At 66.4% G+C, this 20,827-nt stretch carries 22 protein-coding genes and 1 tRNA gene; 12 read left to right on the plus strand and 11 right to left on the minus strand.

Annotated features, from left to right (window positions below; genetic code table 11):
- Positions 1-62: 62 nt before the first annotated feature.
- The 7 genes from KTJ87_RS09795 to KTJ87_RS09825 all read left to right on the plus strand — a co-directional run bounded on the left by KTJ87_RS09795 (position 63) and on the right by KTJ87_RS09825 (position 7,294).
- Entirely contained in the window at positions 63-1,382 is a 1,320-nt protein-coding gene (locus KTJ87_RS09795) for an ABC transporter substrate-binding protein (RefSeq protein WP_267138938.1), read from the plus strand.
- Positions 1,383-1,502: 120 nt separating this feature from the next.
- A complete protein-coding gene (locus KTJ87_RS09800; protein ID WP_267138939.1) occupies positions 1,503-2,450 on the plus strand; it encodes a carbohydrate ABC transporter permease in 948 nt (315 codons plus the stop codon).
- Positions 2,447-3,385: a carbohydrate ABC transporter permease gene (locus KTJ87_RS09805; protein WP_267138940.1), complete on the plus strand. Its 939-nt coding sequence runs from the start codon at positions 2,447-2,449 to the stop codon at positions 3,383-3,385. Before KTJ87_RS09800 ends, KTJ87_RS09805 begins: the two co-directional genes overlap by 4 nt.
- Positions 3,382-3,570: a hypothetical protein gene (locus KTJ87_RS09810; RefSeq protein ID WP_267138941.1), complete on the plus strand. Its 189-nt coding sequence runs from the start codon at positions 3,382-3,384 to the stop codon at positions 3,568-3,570. Before KTJ87_RS09805 ends, KTJ87_RS09810 begins: the two co-directional genes overlap by 4 nt.
- A gap of 4 nt (positions 3,571-3,574) precedes the next feature.
- Positions 3,575-4,672, plus strand: a complete 1,098-nt coding sequence (locus KTJ87_RS09815) for an ABC transporter ATP-binding protein (RefSeq protein ID WP_267138942.1) — start codon at positions 3,575-3,577, stop codon at positions 4,670-4,672.
- Complete coding sequence (locus KTJ87_RS09820; protein ID WP_267138943.1) at positions 4,665-5,660, plus strand: ABC transporter ATP-binding protein; 996 nt, start codon at positions 4,665-4,667, stop codon at positions 5,658-5,660. Before KTJ87_RS09815 ends, KTJ87_RS09820 begins: the two co-directional genes overlap by 8 nt.
- 11 nt (positions 5,661-5,671) lie before the next feature.
- A complete protein-coding gene (locus tag KTJ87_RS09825; protein WP_267138944.1) occupies positions 5,672-7,294 on the plus strand; it encodes a dihydroxyacetone kinase subunit DhaK in 1,623 nt (540 codons plus the stop codon).
- Positions 7,295-7,453: 159 nt separating this feature from the next.
- On the opposite strand, the gene KTJ87_RS09830 is transcribed toward KTJ87_RS09825, so the two are convergent.
- Positions 7,454-7,527: transfer RNA gene (locus KTJ87_RS09830), tRNA-Cys, on the minus strand.
- A gap of 162 nt (positions 7,528-7,689) precedes the next feature.
- Here KTJ87_RS09830 and KTJ87_RS09835 point away from each other — a divergent pair.
- From KTJ87_RS09835 to KTJ87_RS09845, 3 genes are all read left to right on the plus strand, one after another.
- Entirely contained in the window at positions 7,690-8,346 is a 657-nt protein-coding gene (locus KTJ87_RS09835) for a protein-L-isoaspartate O-methyltransferase family protein (RefSeq protein ID WP_267138945.1), read from the plus strand.
- A gap of 39 nt (positions 8,347-8,385) precedes the next feature.
- Positions 8,386-9,759: a TolC family outer membrane protein gene (locus tag KTJ87_RS09840; RefSeq protein ID WP_267138946.1), complete on the plus strand. Its 1,374-nt coding sequence runs from the start codon at positions 8,386-8,388 to the stop codon at positions 9,757-9,759.
- A 76-nt stretch (positions 9,760-9,835) separates the two neighbouring features.
- Positions 9,836-11,143 carry a hypothetical protein gene (locus KTJ87_RS09845; protein WP_407650484.1) on the plus strand — a complete coding sequence of 436 codons (1,308 nt, stop codon included), beginning with the start codon at positions 9,836-9,838 and terminating at the stop codon, positions 11,141-11,143.
- Positions 11,144-11,150: 7 nt separating this feature from the next.
- On the opposite strand, the gene KTJ87_RS09850 is transcribed toward KTJ87_RS09845, so the two are convergent.
- Positions 11,151-12,605, minus strand: a complete 1,455-nt coding sequence (locus KTJ87_RS09850) for a cobyric acid synthase (RefSeq protein WP_267138948.1) — start codon at positions 12,603-12,605, stop codon at positions 11,151-11,153.
- A 60-nt stretch (positions 12,606-12,665) separates the two neighbouring features.
- On the opposite strand from KTJ87_RS09850, the gene KTJ87_RS09855 reads away from it, so the two are divergent.
- Complete coding sequence (locus tag KTJ87_RS09855; RefSeq protein WP_267138949.1) at positions 12,666-13,235, plus strand: cobalamin biosynthesis protein CobQ; 570 nt, start codon at positions 12,666-12,668, stop codon at positions 13,233-13,235.
- 72 nt (positions 13,236-13,307) lie between these two features.
- On the opposite strand, the gene KTJ87_RS09860 is transcribed toward KTJ87_RS09855, so the two are convergent.
- Both KTJ87_RS09860 and ygfZ read right to left on the minus strand, forming a co-directional pair.
- Positions 13,308-13,628, minus strand: a complete 321-nt coding sequence (locus KTJ87_RS09860) for a DUF6280 family protein (protein WP_267138950.1) — start codon at positions 13,626-13,628, stop codon at positions 13,308-13,310.
- A gap of 403 nt (positions 13,629-14,031) precedes the next feature.
- Complete coding sequence (ygfZ, locus tag KTJ87_RS09865) at positions 14,032-14,793, minus strand: CAF17-like 4Fe-4S cluster assembly/insertion protein YgfZ (RefSeq protein ID WP_267138951.1); 762 nt, start codon at positions 14,791-14,793, stop codon at positions 14,032-14,034.
- A 122-nt stretch (positions 14,794-14,915) separates the two neighbouring features.
- On the opposite strand from ygfZ, the gene KTJ87_RS09870 reads away from it, so the two are divergent.
- Positions 14,916-16,163 carry a pyridoxal-phosphate-dependent aminotransferase family protein gene (locus KTJ87_RS09870; protein WP_267138952.1) on the plus strand — a complete coding sequence of 416 codons (1,248 nt, stop codon included), beginning with the start codon at positions 14,916-14,918 and terminating at the stop codon, positions 16,161-16,163.
- On the opposite strand, the gene KTJ87_RS09875 is transcribed toward KTJ87_RS09870, so the two are convergent.
- The 7 genes from KTJ87_RS09875 to KTJ87_RS09905 all read right to left on the minus strand — a co-directional run bounded on the left by KTJ87_RS09875 (position 16,109) and on the right by KTJ87_RS09905 (position 20,724).
- Entirely contained in the window at positions 16,109-16,321 is a 213-nt protein-coding gene (locus tag KTJ87_RS09875; RefSeq protein ID WP_267138953.1) for a hypothetical protein, read from the minus strand. The two genes, KTJ87_RS09870 and KTJ87_RS09875, sit on opposite strands and share 55 nt — an antisense overlap.
- 86 nt (positions 16,322-16,407) lie before the next feature.
- A complete protein-coding gene (copM, locus tag KTJ87_RS09880) occupies positions 16,408-16,785 on the minus strand; it encodes a CopM family metallochaperone (protein WP_267138954.1) in 378 nt (125 codons plus the stop codon).
- Between the two features lie 99 nt (positions 16,786-16,884).
- Positions 16,885-17,991: a pyridoxal phosphate-dependent aminotransferase gene (locus KTJ87_RS09885; RefSeq protein WP_267138955.1), complete on the minus strand. Its 1,107-nt coding sequence runs from the start codon at positions 17,989-17,991 to the stop codon at positions 16,885-16,887.
- A gap of 25 nt (positions 17,992-18,016) precedes the next feature.
- Complete coding sequence (locus KTJ87_RS09890; protein WP_267138956.1) at positions 18,017-18,904, minus strand: dihydrodipicolinate synthase family protein; 888 nt, start codon at positions 18,902-18,904, stop codon at positions 18,017-18,019.
- Positions 18,901-19,254, minus strand: a complete 354-nt coding sequence (gene arsC / locus KTJ87_RS09895; protein WP_267138957.1) for an arsenate reductase (glutaredoxin) — start codon at positions 19,252-19,254, stop codon at positions 18,901-18,903. The genes KTJ87_RS09890 and arsC overlap by 4 nt, the downstream gene beginning before the upstream one ends.
- A complete protein-coding gene (locus KTJ87_RS09900) occupies positions 19,251-20,309 on the minus strand; it encodes a quinone-dependent dihydroorotate dehydrogenase (protein ID WP_267138958.1) in 1,059 nt (352 codons plus the stop codon). Before KTJ87_RS09900 ends, arsC begins: the two co-directional genes overlap by 4 nt.
- A 76-nt stretch (positions 20,310-20,385) precedes the next feature.
- Positions 20,386-20,724 (minus strand): DUF952 domain-containing protein, encoded by a 339-nt coding sequence (locus KTJ87_RS09905; protein WP_267139253.1) that lies wholly within the window; start codon positions 20,722-20,724, stop codon positions 20,386-20,388.
- Positions 20,725-20,827: the final 103 nt, after the last annotated feature.

The following is a 20,827-nucleotide window of genomic DNA, read 5'->3' on the forward strand; positions in this document are numbered from 1 at the left end:
TCTCTTGGCGTCAGTAAAGCTTCGGCAGGAGGGCCGTGGCGGTGCAACTGGGAGGAAACCAAATGAAGACGAAATACCTGATTTCGGCTGCCGCTACCGCCTTGGTCGCGGGTGCTGCCACGTCCGCCTCGGCCGAAGACCTGACCCTGTGCTGGGCGGCTTGGGACCCGGCGAACGCGCTGATCGAGTTGTCCAAGGACTTCGAGGCGCAGTCCGGCCACACCATGAACTTCGAATTCGTGCCGTGGACCTCGTTCGCGGACCGGATGCTGAACGAACTCAACTCGGGCGGCCAGCTTTGCGACCTAATGATCGGTGACAGCCAGTGGATCGGCGGCGGCGCCGAGAACGGTCACTACGTCAAGCTCAATGATTTCTTCGACGCCAACGGCATCGACATGGCCGATTTCATCCCGGCGACGGTGACGGGCTATGCCGAGTGGCCCAAGAACACGCCCAACTACTACGCGCTTCCGGCCTTCGGCGACGTGGTCGGCTGGACCTACCGCAAGGACTGGTTCGAGCGTCCCGAGCTTCAGGAGGCCTTTCAGGCCGAGCATGGCCGTCCCTTGGGCGTGCCCGCATCGCTGGAAGAGCTTAAGGACATCGCCCAGTTCTTTCAGGGCCGGGACATCGACGGAACCACGGTCTACGGCGCCGCGATCTACACCGAGCGCGGCTCGGAGGGGATCACGATGGGCGTGACGAACGCTCTCTACAATTACGGGTTCATGTACGAAGACCCCGCCCAGCCCTATGCCATCGACGGCTTCGTGAATTCCGAAGGCGCGGTCGCGGGTCTTGAGTATTACAAGGATCTCTACGACACCGCCACGCCGCCCGGATCGTCAAACTGGTACATGGGCGAGAATATCGACGCGTATCGGTCGGGTCAGGTCGCGCTTCAGATGAACTTTGCGTTCATCTGGCCGGGTGTCGAGGCTGATCCGAATGTCGGTGGCGGACGTTCCGGCTATTTCCCCAATCCGGCCGGTCCGGCGGGCCAGTTCGCGCAGCTTGGCGGGCAGGGCATCTCGGTCGTGGCCTACTCGGAAAAGCAGGATGCGGCGCTGGAGTATATCCAGTGGTTCGCACAGCCCCAGATCCAGGCCCGCTGGTGGGAACTGGGCGGCTATTCAGCCCTGCGCGCGGTGGTCGAGGACCCCGGCTTTGCCTCCAGCCAGCCCTACGCACAGACCTTCCTCGACAGCATGGCGATCGTAAAGGATTTCTGGGCCGAGCCTGCCTACGCCGACCTGCTGCTGCCCATGCAGGAACGCATCCACAACTACGTCATTGCAGGCGAAGGCACCGCGCAGGAAGCTCTTGACGGGCTGGTGCGGGACTGGACCGAGGTCTTCGAGGACGAAGGCAAGCTGTAACGCTCCTCCCTGTCGGGCCGGTGACGGTCCGGCCGCTCCCGGCGGCACGTCATGCCGCCGGGAGCCCTATTCAAGAGACAAGGCGCCGGGCATTGCCAAGGCGCCACCGGGGCGAGGCACATGACGGACACACCCATCGACAAGATCGCACGGGCAACGCCAGCGGGCATGGCGCGCCGCATCCGTGGATTTTCCGACCGGACCATCGCGTGGATATTCGTCGCTCCGACGATCTTCCTGCTGCTGGCGGTCAATATCTTTCCGCTGATCTGGACGATCCGGCTCAGCTTTACCGATTTCCGGGTGAACCGCCCGAACCGCGAGGTCGAATGGGTCGGCCTGCGCAACTACGAGCGCATCCTGACGGACCCGGACATCTGGGCCACCATGCAGGCCACCGCGCATTTCCTGATCTGGACCATCGTGTTGCAGGTGCTGATCGGCTTCGCGCTGGCCTACCTGATCAACAAGAACTTCCGGGGCAACGATCTTTGGACCACGATCATCGTGTTTCCGATGATGCTGTCGCCCGCCGTCGTCGGCAACTTCTGGACGTTCCTGTACCAACCGCAGATCGGCCTGTTCAACTACGTCATCGCCTTCTTCACCGGCGTTGATCCCGCCAGTTTCTCGATGATCGGCGACGTGAACCTTGCGCCGTGGGCCATCGTGATCGCTGACACCTGGATGTGGACGCCCTTTGTGATGCTGATCTGTCTGGCGGGCCTGCGGTCCATCCCGGACAGCATCTATGAAGCCGCCGAATGCGACCGCGCGAGCAAGTGGCGGCAGTTCTGGACGATCACGGTGCCCATGGTGCTGCCGTTCCTGATGCTGGCGGTCCTGTTCCGCGGGATCGAGAACTTCAAGATGTTCGATCTCGTGGTGCAACTGACCGGCGGAGGTCCGGGCAATACCACCACGCTGACCTCGATCGATCTCAAGCGCGAAGCCTTCGAGAAGTGGCGCACCGGCTATTCCTCGGCCTATGCGGTGATCCTGTTCGTCACCGTCTTCGGGCTGGCCTCGATCTACGTGAAGGCCCTGAACAAGGTGAAACAGAGATGAGCTTTTCCGTCACCGAGCCCACCAACAGGATCAAGTGGGTCGCGGGCATCCTTGTCGTCGGCTATGCGCTTGTCACCATCGCGCCGCTGCTGTGGATCGTCGCGACCGGCTTCAAGTCCGGCCCGGATTCCATTGCCTACCCGCCCAAGGTCTTGTTCGAGCCGACGCTGGAAGGCTACGTCAACCTGTTCACCGACCGCACCCGCGCCACGCAGGACATGCTGGACGCAGCGGGAGCGCCACGGAACTGGTACGAGCAGATCGCGCGCGATCAGGGCACCGTCATCACCGGCGCGTCACGCTATGGCGAGCGGTTCCTGAACTCGGTCATCATCGGCTTCGGGTCGACCGCGCTGTGCATGATCCTTGGCACGGCGGCGGCCTATGCGTTCAGCCGGTTCAGGGTGCCGCTCAAGGACGATCTTCTGTTCTTCATCCTGTCGACGCGGATGATGCCGCCCATCGCGGTGGCGATCCCGATCTTCCTGATGTTCCGCAACCTTGGCCTGAACGACACCCATCTGGGGATGATCCTGCTGTATACGGCGGTGAACCTGTCACTGTCGGTTTGGCTCTTGAAGGGGTTCATCGACGAGATCCCCGTCGAATACGAGGAGGCCGCGCTGATCGACGGCTACACGCGGTTCCAGGCGTTCTACAAGGTCGTGCTGCCGCAAGCCGCCACCGGCATCGCTTCGACCGCGATCTTCTGCCTGATCTTCGCGTGGAACGAATATGCCTTTGCGGTCCTGCTGACGTCCGGCACCGCGCAGACCGCGCCGCCCTTCATCCCCACGATCATCGGCACGTCGGGCAAGGACTGGCCGGCCGTCGCCGCGGGCGCCACGATCTTCCTGGTGCCGGTCATGGTCTTCACCATTCTTCTGCGCAAGCACCTGCTGCGCGGGATCACGTTCGGGGCGGTGCGCAAATGAGCGGCTTCATTAACGGCCTGCTGCGGCTGCGTCGCGGCCCTTGGGAAATGGTTGCCTCGGTGCTCATCGCGCTTGGCGTGCTGATGCTGATGCAGCCCTTCGCCATCGGCCTCTATTCCTGGTCCTTCCTCGTGACGCTGACCGGAACGGTCCTGTTCGTCATCGTCAGCCACTTCCCGGAGTGAACCCATGGCACAGATCAGAATAGAAAACGTGCGCAAGGATTTCGGGGCCTTCACCGCGGTGCAGTCGTCGAGTTTCACCATCGAGGACGGCGAGTTCTTCATGCTCCTTGGCCCGTCCGGCTGCGGCAAGACCACCACCTTGCGGATGATGGCCGGGCTGGAGCTGCCGACGTCCGGGCAGATCTATATCGACGGCGAAGAGGTCGGCCAGAAGCCCGCCAGCCAGCGCGACATCGCGTTCGTGTTCCAGATGTTCGCGCTGTACCCGCACATGAACGTGCGCGGCAACATCAGCTATCCGCTGAAAAGCCAGGGCATGCCAACCAGGCAGATCAGGGCCAAGGTCGCCGAGGTGGCGGACATCCTCGGGATCGCGGACATCCTCGACCGTCCGGTGGGCGGGCTGTCGGGCGGCGACCGCCAGCGCGTCGCGCTGGGCCGGGCCATTGTGCGCGATCCCAAGGCGTTCTTCATGGACGAGCCGCTGGGCGCGCTGGATGCGGAGTTCCGCGAACACATGGCCGAAGAGCTGCGCGCGCTGCATGACCGGATGGGCGCGACCACGGTCTACGTGACCCATGACCAGCTGGAAGCCATGCAGATGGGCGACAAGATCGTGGTGATGAACCACGGCGTCGTCGAACAGTTCGGCGTGCCGCAAGACATCTACGACTGGCCCGCGACCCGGTTCGTGGCAGCGTTCATCGGCTCGCCGCCGATGAATTTCCTCAACTTCAACGGCACGGTGGACGCCGGGCAGGACAAGGTGCGCCTCGGCGATGTCGCGGTCGGGGTTCCGCACAGCATCGACGGGGCCAAGGGTGATTTGACGCTTGGCGTCCGGCCAGAGCATGTGACGCTGGACGATGCGGCGCCCTATCGCGGCCGGGTGGTGGCCACCGAATATCTCGGGACAACGCAGATCGTCACCCTGGACACGCCGAACGGCACGCTCAAGGCGCGCGTCGCAAGCAGCGACAAGGTGGCGGTCGGCACGGCGACGGGCCTGCACTTTGATGCCCGCACGATCACCCTGTTCGAGAACGCCGGGGGCCGCGCCCTGCGCAGCCGCGCCAATGAAGGAGTGCTGGCTCATGGCTGAGGTGACGCTGACCGGCCTGACCAAGACCTTCGGCGCAAATGTGGCGCTGAACGATGTGACCATGACCATACCGGACGGGTCTTTCGTCGTCCTGCTTGGACCGACCGGGGCGGGCAAGACCACCACCTTGCGCATGGTCTCGGGTCTGGATTCCCCGGACGGGGGCCGCGTGACCATCGGCGGGCGGGACATGGCCGGCCTTGCCCCAGCACAGCGCAACGTGGCGATGGTGTTCCAGCAATACTCGCTCTACCCGCACCTCACGGTGCGCCAGAACCTCGAGTTTCCGCTGAAGTCGCCGATCCTGCGCACGCCCAAGGCCGAGATCGACCGCAAGGTCGGGCAGGTCGCCGAGGTCCTGCAGATTTCCCACAAGCTCGACAACAAGGCGACGGCGCTGTCGGGCGGCGAGATGCAGCGCGTGTCCATCGGGCGAGCGCTGGTGCGCGATCCGTCCGTCTACCTGATGGACGAGCCGCTCAGCTCGCTCGATGCAAAGCTGCGCGCCGATCTGCGTGTCGAGCTGAAATCGATCCAGGCGGACAGCGGCGCGACCCTGCTCTATGTGACCCACGACCAGATCGAGGCGATGACGATGGCCACCCACGTCGGCGTTCTCGACAAGGGCAAGCTGGTTCAGTTCGGCCCCCCGCGCGAGATCTACGAAGCCCCGGTCAGCATCTATGCCGCCAGCCGCCTTGGACAGCCGCGTATCAACGTGCTTCCGGCGGATGTGTTCGGCGGCGCGCCCGCCGGGGCCAGCAGCATCGGCCTGCGCCCCGAACAGATCGTGCAGGGCGAGGGTGAGGAAAGCCGCGTTCAGCGCGTCGAGCGTCTGGGCGACCAGACCCGCCTGCACCTGGCGTTCAAGTCGCACGACATCGTCACGGTGACGGATGCGCACACGCCCCTCAAATCAGGGGACATCGTCAGGATCCGCCCCGACAAACCGTTCTATTTCGACGCCTCTGGCGCGCGACTGGCCTGAGGGAGGACACCATGGCCCAATTCATCAACTCCAGAGAAGCGACCGTGACCGAGGCGATCGACGGCATGATCCAGACCTCGGGAGGCGCGTTGGCTCGGCTGGATGGCTACCCGCATATCCGCGTCGTCCTGCGCACGGACTGGGACAGGTCCAAGGTCGCCCTCGTCTCCGGCGGCGGGTCGGGACACGAGCCCGCCCATGCAGGTTTCGTCGGCCAGGGGATGCTGACGGCGGCGGTCTGCGGCGATGTCTTTGCCTCGCCTTCGGTGGACGCGGTTCTTGCAGGGGTGCTTGCCGTCACGGGACCGGCGGGGTGCCTGCTGATCGTCAAGAACTACACCGGCGACCGGTTGAATTTCGGCCTCGCTGCGGAACGGGCGCGGGCGTTTGGCCTGAACGTCAACATGGTGATCGTCGACGACGACATCGCCCTGCCGAACCTGCCGCAGCCGCGCGGTGTGGCGGGGACGCTGTTCGTGCACAAGATCGCCGGGGCGATGGCCGAAAGCGGCGCGTCCCTCGCCGACGTGACCGCCGCCGCTGAACGGGTGATCGCAGGCACCAGGTCCATCGGCATGTCGCTCGATACCTGCACCGTGCCCGGCTCGCCCAAGGAGGACCGCATCGGCGCGGGCAAGGCAGAGCTTGGCCTCGGCATTCACGGCGAAGCCGGAGTGGAACAGGTCGACTATCACAATGCGGCACAGGCGATGGCTGCAGTGACCGCCAAGCTGGCCGCGGTCATGGACGACACGCCGCACGTCGTCCTTCTCAACAACCTTGGCGGCGCGACGGAACTGGAAATGTCGATCCTTGCCAATGATCTGGTCAAGTCGGCGATCGGCAGGCACCTGAAACTGATCGTCGGTCCTGCCGCGATGATGACATCGCTCGACATGCGCGGCTTCTCGGTCTCGGTCTTCCCGCTGGCCGCAGAGGATCACGCCTGGCTCTCTGCGCCCTGCGCGCCCTCGGCCTGGCCGGGATGCAAGGCGATCACGCCGGTGCGTGTGCTCGACCTGCCGGACGGATTGCGCCCGATCCGCCCGATCCCGTCCGAACACAAGGCAACGGCGGAGTTCCTGACCCGCTGCTGCCAGATCCTGATCGACGCCGAGGCGGATCTGAACGCGCTTGACGCAAAGTCCGGGGACGGGGACACCGGCTCGACGCTGGCGGGCGCGTCCCGTGCCCTGATCGGCGCGCTGGACCGGCTTCCGCTGGCGGACCACACCCAGCTGTACCGGGCGATCGGGCAGGAACTGACCCAGACGATGGGCGGCTCGTCCGGTGTTCTGCTGGCGATCTTCTTCACCGCCGCAGGCGATGCCGCATCGAGCGGGCTGAGCATGGTCGCCGCCCTGCAAGAGGGACTGGCCCGCATGCAGCGTATCGGCGGGGCGCAACTGGGGGACCGCACGATGGTCGACGCCCTCAAGCCCGCGCTGGACGAGTTGCAGGCAAAGGGCATCGCTGAAGCCGCGATCGTCGCCCGCGCAGGCGCGGAACATACCGCCACGATCCGGCACGCCAAGGCGGGCCGCGCCTCCTATATCAACGCCGACCAGCTTGAAGGTCATGTGGACCCAGGCGCCGAAGCGGTCGCGCGACTGTTCGAACGGCTTGCCTCATGACCGGGAAGGAATGGTTGTTACTGGTGCTGCGACCGGCCGAAGGTCGCGGCATGACTGAGGCCTGAGCACGACGCCCGGCGCGAACTGTGGCTTGCGGGGCGAGCCGCGCGACACTTCCAGAAAAACCAAAGAGCACGCGCATCTGAGCCGCAGGATACGTGGAGGCGAGTAGGAGAATCGAACTCCTGTGCACGGATTTGCAATCCGCTGCGTAACCACTCCGCCAACTCGCCGCTGTGGTGCTAGGGGGAGGTATATCAAGGTTTCCGCTCGCGCAAGAGGCAGGGCGGCGGGTTGTCGCGACACGGGGCGTGGATAAGCTGCCATCGCCCGTTGCCGCCTTGCGCCATCTGTGGCACACCGATTCTGACAAGACTGAACGGATGAGTTTAGATATGGCCGATTACGCCGCTCGTCGGACCTTCATGGTCGACACCCAGATACGGCCCTCGGACGTGACCGAATATCCGCTGATCGAGGCGATGCTCGCCGTGCCGCGTGAGCGCTTCGTGCCGGGCGACAAGCGCGAGACGGCCTATGTCGGCGAACACGTCGCGCTGGGCCTCGAAGACCGTGTCCTGCTGGAGCCGCGCACTTTCGCCAAGATGATCGAGGCGCTGGACCTGACCCGCAATGCGCTTGTTCTCGATGTGGGCGCGGGGCACGGCTATTCCTCTGCCGTGATCGCGCATCTGGCCGAGGCTGTCGTGGCGCTCGAGGAAGACGCGGCAATGGCGTCCGAGGCCCAGACGGCGCTGTCCGAATACGGCGCCGACAACGTCGCGGTCGTGGAGGGCGCCCTTGCCGCGGGGGCCGCGCAGCACGGACCCTATGACGTCATCGTTCTGGAAGGCGCTGTCGAGATGATCCCCGATGCCTTGATCGACCAGATCAAGGAGGGCGGTCGGATCGCGGCGATCTTCATGGAAGGCGTGCTGGGCACCTGCCGCATCGGCTACAAGATCGACGGCCGCATGACCTGGCGTTTTGCGTTCAACGGCACCGCGCCGGTCTTGCCGGGCTTCGCGAAAGCCCCAGCTTTCCAGTTCTGAACCGCGCGTGCGGACACCGCCACTCTGCAGGGAATTCCGATGATCTTCAGGTTCAAGTCAGTGCTGATCGCCGGAATGGCCGCCATGATGCTTTCGAGCGGACCCGCGCGCGCCGAAAGCCTTGCCGATGCGCTTGTGCTGGCCTACCGCAACTCGAATCTTCTGGAACAGAACCGCGCGCTGTTGCGCGCCGCGGACGAGGATGTGGCAACGGCGGTGGCCCAACTCCGGCCGGTGGTTGCCTTCATTGCCGGCTCGACATTCACCGCCATCCCGGGGACTGCCGCGCCCTCGACCCTGACCAGCACCGCCCAGATCACGGCGGAAATCACGCTCTTCGATTTCGGACGCTCGCAACTGGCCATCGACGCCGCGAAAGAGACCGTGCTCGCGACGCGCGACGGCCTGTTGCAGGTGGAACAGCAAGTGCTGCTGACCGCGGTGCAGGCCTATACCGACGTGCTGCGCGCGTCCGAATTCGTGCAGCTGCGCCAGAACAACGTGCGCCTGATCACCGAGCAGCTGCGCGCCGCCCGTGACCGGTTCGAGGTGGGCGAGGTCACGCGCACCGACGTCGCCATCGCCGAGTCGCGCCTTGCGGCCGCACGGTCATCGCTGTCGGCGGCGCTGGGCGATCTCGACATCGCGCGCGAGGCCTACAAGGCAGCTGTCGGACAGTATCCCGGAACCTTGCGTCCGCCGCCCAGCCCGCCGATCTCTGCCTCGTCCGAGGATCAGGCCAAAGCCATCGCGGAACGCACGCACCCCAGCATTGCGCAGGCGCAGCACGAGGTGCAGGCGTCCGAGTTCAATATCCTGCGCGCCGAGGCCGCGAAGAAACCGTCGATCACCGGCAATGCCGGGGCGCGTGTGACCTCGACCGGACCGGCGAACCTGACGGCGGGCGTGCAGTTGAACCAGACGATCTATAGCGGCGGGTCGATTTCCGCAGCGATCCGCCAGGCGGCGGCGCGGCGCGACGCCTCGCGCGCGTCACTGCACCAGACCGTGCTGCAGGTGCGCCAGAACGTCGGAAACGCCTGGGCGCGGCTGGCCGTGTCGCAGGCGGTGCTTGCGGCCAGCGACCAGCAGGTCCGGTCGTCGCAGCTTGCCTATGACGGGGTGCGCGAAGAATTGCGCCTTGGCGCGCGCACGACGCTTGACGTGCTGAACGCGGAACAGGAACTTCTCGACGCGCGCACAAACCGCGTCTCGGCCGAGGTCGATCGTTATGTCGCGGTCTATTCGCTGCTGTCGGCGATGGGTCTTCTGACGGTGGATCACCTGAACCTCGGCATCGTCACCTATGATCCGGCCGCCTATTACAACGCGGTCAAGAACGCGCCGAACGGCACCGTAAGCCCGCAGGGAGAGCGTCTGGACAGCCTGATGAAGCGCCTAGGTCGCAACTAGGGCAGGGGTCTGCCGCGCATGTTGTATGGTCGCGGCAGCGCGAGTAGTCTTGTCGCAGTCCCGCACGGAATCCTTCATGTCTGACCCAGTCACAAACGCTGAAATAGAAGACGTCCTATCCTCCATCAGGCGTCTGGTGTCCGAGGATCCCTCGACGTACGAGCGGCAGCGCCCGCGCCAGCGTTCGGTCGAGAAGCTGGTTCTCACCGATGCGTTGCGGGTGCCTGCGCCCGAGCGGTCGAACATCCTTCACGACCAGGCACCCGAGGAGGCGGACTTTGGCGATGCGGCCCTCGATGACCCGGACGCGCCGCAGGGCGACGCCGAGGACGAGGCGCTCCTGGACGCGCTTGGCGCCGGGGATGCCAAGGCACATGATTCCGATGCCGACCCGGTCGAGGCGGCGTTCTGGTCGCGGCTGGACACCGATGATGATACGGGTTCGGCGCCGCAAGCCGCAGAACCGGCGGCGGACGACGCGGACGACGAGACCGAGGCGCTGATCGCCTCGCTGCGCGACGACGATACCGACAAGGCCGCTGACGCCGACGCCCACGTCGAGGCCGCCGATCTGCAATCCCTTGCCGAACAGTCCGAAGAAGACGCAGCCGAAAGCGACGCCGTGGCGGAACTCTATGCGCCGCAGCCGCAAGACGACGCCCCGGTCGAGGCCGCCGCGCCGCGCCGCGCCCTCACTCTGGAAGAGCGGATCGCCGAGCTTGAGGCCGCGATCAGCCGCACCGCGGGCGACTGGGAGCCCGACGGCAGCGAAGTCGCGGCGGACGATCCCGCGACCGAGTCGCTTTCGGACAGCCTGGCCGAAGCGCTGGCGGATATCCCCTCTGGTGACGGCGACGAGCGCGGCGAGGCAAGGTTCGAGGGCAACGCCTTTGACGTGGACCGCCTTGCCGACAGCTTGTGGGGCGGCAGCGGCGAGGGTGCGGCCGACCCGCAAGAGGACGCGCACGAGACCGCGGAGCGCGTCGGTTTCGACGTGGACAGCTGGCTGGACGACGGCGAGGCGGCAGAGGAAGACCCGCAAGCCGATCTGCCTGAACCTGCATCCGCCGGGGCTGATGGGCAGGACGACGACACGCCACTCTCGCAGGATACCGCAGAGCAAGACCCCGGCGACGCCGACGATACGGACGAACCGGCGACTGCTGCCTCAGGGCCGCTTGCGGCGCGCGGCAAGGACGCGGGGCCCACATCCTATGAGATGGCCGAAGACCTGCCGCTGGATGAAGAGGCGCTGCACCTGCTGGTTGCCGAGATCGTGCGCGAGGAATTGCAGGGCGTTCTGGGCGAGCGCATCACCCGCAACGTCAAGCGCCTTGTGCGCCGTGAAGTGCAGCGCGCGCTGTCGATGCGCAGCCTCGATTAGGGCCTGACTAGACCCTGACGGGCAAGGCCAACCGCACCAGCGCGTCCACGTCGAAATACGTCTCAATGTGGCGGGCCAGCGCGTCGAGCGTCACCTCTACCGTGTCGCCATAGGCGATCCCCGACGATGCGCCGAGTTCCTGCAGCATGTCGGCCCGGAACCCGTCCGACGCGAACAGCCCGTGCAGGTAGCAGCCGCGCACCCGTCCGTCCGCACTGGCCGCGCCCTCTGGACGATCGCCGATGGTCAGCCAGGCGCGCGCACAATCTGGGCCTTCGGTGCTGCCAAGATGGATCTCGTAGCCTTCCACGGTGGCCCCGGACGCGGGATGAACCCCATGCGACAGCGCCAGCCGCTTTTCGGGGCGCATCACCGTCGTGACATCCAACAGCCCCAGCCCGTCGTGTCGTCCCGGCGCGCCTTCAAGCCCTTCGGGGTCCGCCACCTCGCGTCCGAGCATCTGATAGCCGCCGCAGATGCCAAGCACATGCCCGCCGCGCCGCACATGGGCGGCAAGGTCGATGTCCCAGCCGTTCGCGCGGAACGCGGCCAGATCGGCGATGGTGGACTTGGAGCCGGGGATCAGCACCAGCGCCGCATCGCCAGGCAGGGCAAGCCCCGGCTCGACGATGTCGACGGTGACGCCGGGTTCCGCTGACAGCGGGTCCAGATCGTCGAAATTGGCGATCCGGCCAAGGCGCGGCACCGCGATCTTCAGCGCGCCGCCAGGCCGCCCGCGCAGGTCGAGGATGTCTTCCGCCGGTAGCCGCCAAGCTTCGTCGAACCACGGCAGAACACCCATCGCCTGCCAACCGGTGCGCGCTGCGATCTCGCGCACGCCCTCGTCGAACAGGGACACGTCGCCCCGGAACTTGTTCACCGCAAAGCCTGCGATGCGGTCCCGGTCTTGTGCAGGCAGCACCGCATGGGTGCCGACAAGCTGCGCGATCACGCCGCCCCGGTCGATGTCTCCGACCAGGATCACCGGCACGCCCGCCGCCTCGGCAAAGCCCATGTTGGCGATGTCGCCTGCGCGCAGGTTGATCTCGGCCGGGCTGCCCGCGCCCTCGACCAGCACGATGTCGGCTGTGGCGGCAAGGCGGCGAAAGCTGTCCAGAACCTGCGGCATCAGCTCGGCCTTGCGACTGCCGTATTCGCGCGCCTTCATGGTGCCGACGCGGCGGCCCTGCACGATCACCTGCGCGCCGATGTCGGTCTCGGGCTTGAGCAGGACGGGGTTCATGTCGGTGACCGGTTCGCGCCGCGCCGCGCGGGCCTGCAACGCCTGCGCGCGGCCGATCTCGCCGCCATCCACCGTCACGGCGGCGTTGTTCGACATGTTCTGCGGCTTGAACGGGGCGACGGAATGGCCGCGCAGCACCAGCGCCCGCGCCAGCCCCGCCACGATCAGCGACTTTCCGACGTTCGACCCGGCGCCCTGGATCATGATCGCCTTCGCCATGTGTCCCCCTTTGCGCTAGTTGTCAGCGGTAGCCCGAGAGCCGGGCAGGGGAAAGAGCCTATGAACACGCCTGCGCACCTGATCTTCGGCGTCGCCGCTTTCGGCACGCCCGGCCAGCCGCGAGTCATCGCCGCCGCCGCAGCGGGCGCGCTTTTGCCGGACCTGTCGCTTTACCTGCTTGTCGGCTGGTCAATGCTGGTGATGAACATCCCCGCCGAGGTGGTGTTCCGCGAGATGTATTATTCCGACCTGTGGCAGGGGATCTTTGCCATCGACAACAGCTTTGTGCTGTGGGGCGCGTTGCTTGGCGCGGCGCTGTGGCGGCGCTGGCCGGTGCTGATCGCCTTTGCCGGGGCGGGACTTCTGCACCTGGTGTTCGATTTCCTGCTGCACAACGAGGACGCGCGGCGGCAATTCTGGCCGTTGACGGACTGGGTGTTCGTCAGCCCCGTCAGCTATTGGGACAGCAGCCGCTACGGCGGCATCATCGGCCCGCTGGAACTTGCCGTGTCTCTGGCGCTGTGCGGCTGGATGCTGTGGCGGTTCAAGAGCGCGGCGATGCGCGGCGCAGTCGCCTTGATGGCGCTGGCCGAGGCGGCTTCGGCGAACATCTGGCGGTTCATCTTCTGACCGCTCCCAGCGCGCGAAACGAAAAAGCGCGCCCACGAAGGGGCGCGCAAATTCGGTACGGCAGAGCCGGGATCAGGCGGCTTCGGCCTGCAGTGCAACCTGGCGACGCTCGCTTTCCTCGCGCGACAGCGCGACGGACGTGCGCACGCCCTTGGAGACGAACTCCATCAGACCCTTCACAACGCGTTCGTTGGGGTCGATGCCTGCACAGGACAGCACTTCACGACCGTCACGAGACCGCGCCCAGCGGGCGATCTGCTCGGGTCCGTTCCCGTACTTCTTGTCGTCGGCAATCGCATCGTCCAGGGCTGCGAGAACCACGGCGGCAAACAGCTTGCGCGCACGCTGGCCCTGTTCCCAATTGAATGCGTTACCGTCAACGAAATCGACCATGTCGTCGTCCTTCGATTATTGCTCTTGTCTTTCAGGCGTGGCGGCCACTATGACCGCTAACGCGCGATTCGGTATTGTTCCTTCGGAATGCCACCTATGCACACAGATCATGGCTGTGTCACCAAGGCATCCGTATCTTGTCGGAATCAGTACCCCGTCCCGACGAAATATAGGTCCGGCCCCTGACCGATCAACCTTTTGTCAAGATTTCGCCACAAATGAAAATGTTCCCGCTGCGGGGAAATTTTCACGTCGTCCTGTGCCTCTATCGCGGTCGATCCGGGCGGTTTGAAGACCCTCTGTCGCCCCGAAGTGGGCGTTTTGCGCAACAGTTTCAACAGTGCCGTCGCCAATCGGCGGACAGTTTCCGATGCGGCGCGCGCCTCTTGCCCGATATGCTCTGTCAGACGGTGTCTTCGGCCTGAACCGCTGCATCGGCGGCCCGCATCGCCGGGCCGATCCGGTCAAACCGCAGGTAGGCGATCGCGCGGCCGCCCGACTGCGTATGAACGGTGCCCGCCGCCTTGCCGTCCGACAGGATCTCGGTGCCGAGGGGCACCTCGCCGTCAATCGAGACGGTGCGGAATCCCTTGCGCAACTCGGTCTTGTGACGCATCCGCGCCGTGACCTCCTGCCCGACATAGCAGCCCTTGCGGAAGTCGACGCCGTTCAGCCGGTCGAACCCTGCCTCAAGGATGAAGGTCTCGTTCGGGATCAATTCGGTGCCGGTCTCGGGGATGCAATGCGCGACGCGGATCGCGTCCCAGTCGGTCGCCGGTTCTGCGCCGCCCTCGTCGCCATAAAGCCGCCAGCCCATCGCGGGATGACGCGGATCGGCCACCGCACCCCTGGGTGCATCGCCGATGCCGCGCAGCACGCGCAATCCGCTGTCCTCGATGCTGACATCGGCGCGCAGCTTGTACATCGACATCCGCTGCGCGAGGCCCGGCGCCAGATCGCTGTGCACGTCCAGAAGGATCGCGTCGCCCTGCTCGACAAGGAAGAAGTCGGCCAGGTACTTGCCCTGCGGCGTCAGAAGGGCCGCATAGACCGCCCCGCCGGACAGCCCGCCAAGGTTGTTGGTGACGAGGTTCTGAAGAAACTCGACCCGCTCGGCCCCGCTGATCCGAAGGATGGTCCGCGCGTCGTCCCGTTCGCCTGGCATGATGCCCCCTTGTGCGTGTTCCTCTCGAATATAGGCGCCGGGACGCTGTGCGAAAGGGATCGCGATTGACGCCGCCGCGCCGCCGCGCTTTTGTCATCCGGTCCCGCGTCGGAGTTCGCCCCATGTCCCTTGCCAATGGCCGTCCCTACCTTGCCATCCCCGGCCCCTCGGTGATGCCTGACCGCGTGCTGAACGCGATGCACCGCGCCGCGCCGAACATCTACACCGGAGAGCTGCACGAGATTGTCGCGGGGCTGGTCCCTGACCTGAAGGCGGTGGCGCGCACCAAGGGGCAGGTGGCGATCTACATCGCCAACGGTCACGGCGCGTGGGAGGCGGCGCTGGCCAACACGCACCGCCCTGGCGACACCGCTCTGGTGCTGGCCACGGGGCGCTTTGCGCTTGGTTGGGGCACGGTCGCGCGGTCGATGGGGATCGAGACCGAGATCGTCGATTTCGGCAAGCGCGCGCCGGTCGATCTGGACCATCTGGCCGAGGTGCTGCGCGCCGACACCGGGCACCGCTACCACAGCGTGATGCTGGTGCAGGTCGACACCGCATCGTCCGTGAAGAACGACGTCGAAGGCGTGCGCCGCGTGCTGGACGAGACCGGGCACCCGGCGCTTCTGATGGTGGACTGCATCGCCTGCCTTGGCTGCGACCGGTTCGAGATGGACGCCTGGGGCGTCGACATCATGGTCGCCGCCAGCCAGAAGGGCCTGATGACGCCGCCGGGGCTGGGCTTTGTCTTCTTCAACGACAAGGCCGCCGCCGCCCGCGCTGAGGTGGACCGCGTGTCGTTCTACTGGGACTGGCTGCCGCGCGCCAATCCGTCCGAGTTCTACCAGTATTTCGCAGGGACCGCGCCGACGCACCACATCTTTGCCTTGCGCGAGGCGCTGGACATGATCGCCGAGGAAGGGCTCGATCAGGTCTGGGACCGCCACGCCACCCTTGCCCGCGCGGTCTGGGCCGCGCTGGAGGCCTGGGGGCAGGACGGCCCGGTCGAGATGAACATCGCCGGCGCTGCCCTGCGCAGCCATGCGGTCACGGCGGTGCGGATCGGCGCGCCGCACGGATCGGCCTTGCGCGACTGGCTGACCGCCAACACGGGCGTGACGCTGGGCATCGGGCTGGGGATGGCGGAACCGGGCGATCCGGCCTGGCACGGGTTCTTCCGCATCGCGCACATGGGGCATGTGAACGCCCACATGGTGCTGGGGGCGCTGGCGTCGATCGACGCAGGGCTCAAGGCGCTTGGCATCCCGCACGGGCGCGGCGCCCTCGACGCGGCGGCGGCGGTCTGCGCGGGACCTCAGGCGGTGTCGTCCGGCCCGATAAAACGGCGCATTCCGATGTCGGCCAAATAGCCCGCCGCCAGCGCAAGCGGAAACCCGAAGGCCGCCCAGATCGTGAACAGCGCGATGAACACCAACGCGCCAAAGGACCACAGGAACGCAGTGGTATAATCCTCGACCCGGCCGGTGCCGGGCAGGGGCGGGCGTTCGTGAAGATCGTATCGCTTCATCCGGAGGCCTCGGCAGCTTACCTCTGGGGAAAGGCTAGCACCGATTCGCGCTCAGGCTAGAAAATTGTCCGTGTGGGCGGCTTCGGTCAGTATCCGCGCTCAGCAAGCCATGCGCGCATCCATGCGATTTCAGCCTCCTGCGCCTCGATCACGGCTTCGGCCAGATTGCGGACCTCAGGATCGGACCCGTGGTCCAGCACGAGGCGTGCCATGTCGACCGCGCCCTCGTGGTGCGGGATCATGCCGCGAACGAAGTCGGCATCCGCATCGCCCGAAAGCTCGATCGCCATGCCGGTGTGCATCTTGTCGTTGATCTCGGCCCATTCTTCGGCCAGCGGCACATCGCTTGCCATGGCGGACATGTCATGCCCGGCATGTGATCCGCCCGAGGTTTCACCGGTCGCGCCAAGGGGCAGCGCGGCAGCCAGAACGAGGGTGAAGGCAGCAAGGTATCTGTGCGTCATCTGCAAGGGCCTGATCCGTGATTGAGGTGCGGTCAGGAACCCCCGGAACTGCCCCTGAAAGCAAGTCACCTGCGCGTGAAGTTCGATACTGGTAGCGAGTCAGCCGCGTGCGTCCGCCAGCGCGCCGGGCAGCGCCTCGGCAAGGGCATCAAGATCGGCTGGGCGGCCTGCCGTCACCCGGATGCAGCGGTTCTGCGGGGCGGCAAACGGCATCCGCACAAAGACGTCACGGGCGATCAGGCCGTCCAGCACGCGCTTTGCAAAGGCGCCGTCGCTGCCGCAGTCGACCGCGACAAAGTTGGTCGCCGACGGCACGCAGGTCAGCCCGCTTTCGGCGGCGATGGCGGCGACCCGGTCCCGCGCCTCGGCAACGTTTGCGATCACCTCGGCCAGATACTGCTGGTCTGCCAAGGCGGCCAGCGCCCCGTCCTGCGCGATCCGTCCCATGCCGAAATGGTTGCGGATCTTGTCGAAGCTGCGGATCAGGTCCGGCGCGCCGATGCCATAGCCGACGCGCGCGCCAGCCATGCCGTATGCCTTGGAGAACGTGCGCATCCGGATCACGCGGGGATCGTCCGGCGCGAGCACCGGCACTGCTTGCGGCGGTGCGAAATCGACATAGGCCTCGTCGAGGATCAGAAGCGTGCCCTCCGGCAGCGCGTCCAGCAGGTCGGTGATGGCCGCAGCGTCGTGGAAGGTGCCCATCGGGTTGTCGGGGTTGGCGAGATAAACCAGCTTTGCGCCGGTCTGATGCGCCAGTTCTGCCAGCGCCTCCGGGTCTTCACGGTCATCGCGGTAGGGGGCCATGTGCAGCACGCCGCCAAAGCCGGTGACGTGGTAATTGAACGTCGGATAGGCGCCCGCAGAGGTCACGATGGCGTCGCCCGGTTCCGTCACCAGCCGCACGAGATACCCCAGAAGCCCGTCGATGCCCTCGCCGACGATGATGTTCGCCGGGGTCACGCCGTGGTGCTCGGCAAGCGCGTGGCGCAGGTCGTGGCTTTCGGGATCGCCGTACATCCACACCTCGCGCGCCGCCGTCTCCATCGCGGCGATGGCGCGGGGCGAGGGGCCGAAGACGCTTTCATTTGCGCCGATGCGCGCGGCAAAGCGGCGGCCCCGCGCGCGTTCCTGCGCCTCGGGGCCGACGAAGGGAACCGAGGCGGGCAGGGTGCCTGCAAGGGCGGTGTAGCGCGGCTGGGTCATCGGCGTCGCTCCTGCGCGAAGGGGGTCACAGCGCGCCGCACCCTTCAAGCGCGGCGCGGATCACCGAGACATCGGCTTCCGTCAGGGGCTGCTGCGGCGGCGCGGGGTTGCCGCAGTCGAAGCCCTGCAGCTTGAGCCCGGCCTTGACCGCCCCCGCAAGGTTGAAGCGGGCGAAGGCCTGATTCACCGCCCAGACATCGCGTTGCAATTCCATAGCGCTGTCCCACTCGCCCGCGCGGCACAGATCGTACAGCCGCACGCTTTGCCGGGGGATCAGGCAGGACGGCCCGGCCATCCAGCCCTGACCGCCGATCAACATCACGGCGGTGGTGATGTGCGACGAGGCGGCGAACACGCCGATCCGGTCGCCGCAGCGGTTCAGGATCGTCAGAAGGCGCCCGGTGTTGGTCGAGGCGTCCTTGATGTGGACGATGCGCGGATGGTCGGCCAGCCGGTCTATCGCGTCGATCGACAGGTCGGATCGCTGGAAATTGGGATTGGTGTACAGCGTCACGGGCAGCGACGTGGCATCGGCGATGGCAGTGAAGTAATCGACCACGCCCGCGTCAGGCACGGGAAAATACGCTTCCATCACCGCCAGCAATCCGTCTGCGCCCAGCGTTTCCCAGCGCCGCGCCTGGCGGACGGCATCGTGGGTGTTGGTCGACGCGACGCCCGCGATCACCGGCACCCGGCCCGCCGCCGCTTCGACCACACAGGACACCACCGCTTCACGCTGCGCGGAATCGAGATAGGCGAATTCTCCGGTCGATCCCAGCGGCGTCACGCCGTGGACGCCCTGCGCGATCAGGTGATCGGTGAGCCTGGCAAGCATGTCGGAATCCACGTCGCCGCCCGCCGTCAGCGGGGTCGGCAGATACGGGATGACCCCGTGCAAGTCCGCGCCGTTCATTCGAACAGGCCCGCCACGGATTGAGGTGGACGGCCAAGGGCTGCGGCCCCGTTGTGGAACACGATGGGGCGTTCGATCAACTCGGGGCTGGCTGCCATGGCGGCGATCAGCAACTCGTCCTCCATCGTGTCGCTCAAGCCCTGATCCTTGAAGGCCGCGTCCTTGCGGCGCATCAGCTCAATCGGGCGCAGACCCAGCTTGTCCAGCGCCTTGCGGATCTCGTCAGCCTGTGGCGGCTCGGACAGATACAGCCGGACGACCGGGGCAACGCCCTGATCCTCCAGCAGTTTCAGCGTCTCGCGCGATTTCGAACAGCGCGGATTGTGCCAGATCACCGTCGGTGTCGTCATAGCCAGGCGTCCCTCCCAGTGCCCACCACATCCGCGACTGTGGCGAAACCGCTGTCCTTGATCAAGCCGTCAAGCCCCTCTGCGATGCGCGCCGCCAGCGACAATCCGTCATAGACCATCGCGGTGTAAAGCTGCACCGCCGACGCGCCCGCGCGCAGCTTGGCATAAGCGTCCCGCGCCGAACCGACACCGCCGACCCCGACCAGCGGCACCGCGCCGCCGGTTTCCCAGTGCAGCCGCGCCAGCACCCGGGTCGAGCGCTGGAACAGCGGTGTTCCCGACAAGCCGCCCTTTTCGGACGCATGCCGACCCTTCAGCCCGTCGCGGGACAGGGTGGTGTTGGTGGCGATGATCGCATCGACGCCCGCGCGCACCGCGACCGAGGCGATGTCGGCGATCTCCTCGTCCGTCAGGTCCGGCGCGATCTTGAGGAACACGGGCACCGGGCGCAGCAGCGCGGCCCGCGCCTCCATCACGCCCGCCAGCAGCGCGCGCAGGGCGGCGGCCCCTTGCAGGTCGCGCAGGCGTTCGGTGTTGGGGGACGAGACGTTGACGGTCGCAAAGTCGATGTGTGGCCCCGCCGTCGCCAGCACTGATGCGAAATCGGCGGCACGGTCGTCGCTGTCCTTGTTCGCGCCAAGGTTCAGGCCGACGGGAATGCCCACCGGGCGCGAGGCAAGGCGCGCGGTGATTGCCGCCGCCCCTTCATTGTTGAACCCGAAGCGGTTGATTGCGGCGCGGTCCTCGGTCAGCCTGAACAGGCGCGGCCTGGGGTTGCCGGGCTGCGCGCGCGGTGTCGCGGCGCCGACCTCGAGAAACCCGAAGCCCGCGCGCATCAGCGGCGCCAGCGCGACGGCGTTCTTGTCGAAGCCCGCGGCAAGTCCGACCGGATTGGGCAACGGTATCCCGGCCAGCGTTGTGGCAAGACGGGCCGAGGTGACTGGCCCGTGCATCCGGCCCAGCCCGGCCCGCAGCGCGGTCAATGCCAGCCCATGCGCGGTTTCGGGATCGGCGGTCCGCAGCAGGCGCAGGCCCGCACGCTCGATCACGGACATCCAACGACCTCATTTGCCCGCCGCTGCGGTGCCCCGCACGACCGGCGGGCCCGGACGACCAAGGCCCGCGCGCCTGTCACAGCATCGCCGCCGGAAAGACGTGAGCCCCGTTCTCCAGCGACATGGGCTCGACCCAGACAACATCTTCCATGGTCAGCTCGCGGTAGAGATGCGGAAACTCCTGCCCCCCGCGCGAGACTTCCCATTTCAGGTCATCGCCAAGGCGCCCCGTGTCGACCGCGACGCAGAACAACCCGTCTTCACCTGCAAAGTGTTTCGCGGCCGTCTCGGGCGCCTGCGCAGCGGTCGAGAAATGGATGAAGCCGTCGGTCACGTCGATGGGCGCGCCCGCGGTGACCTCGGCCTGTTGGAACGCGGCCCATTCGCCCGCCCGGAATATCTTGTAGATCAGCATGAAACCGGGATGCCCCGCCGCGCCCCGGGGGTCAAGCGTCCATCTTTCGGGCAGACGCTGCCGCTTCATGGGGCTGTCACGTTGGCGGCCTATCGGAAGCGCC

Source organism: Anianabacter salinae (genome assembly GCF_019061145.1).
GTDB lineage: Bacteria > Pseudomonadota > Alphaproteobacteria > Rhodobacterales > Rhodobacteraceae > Anianibacter > Anianibacter salinarum.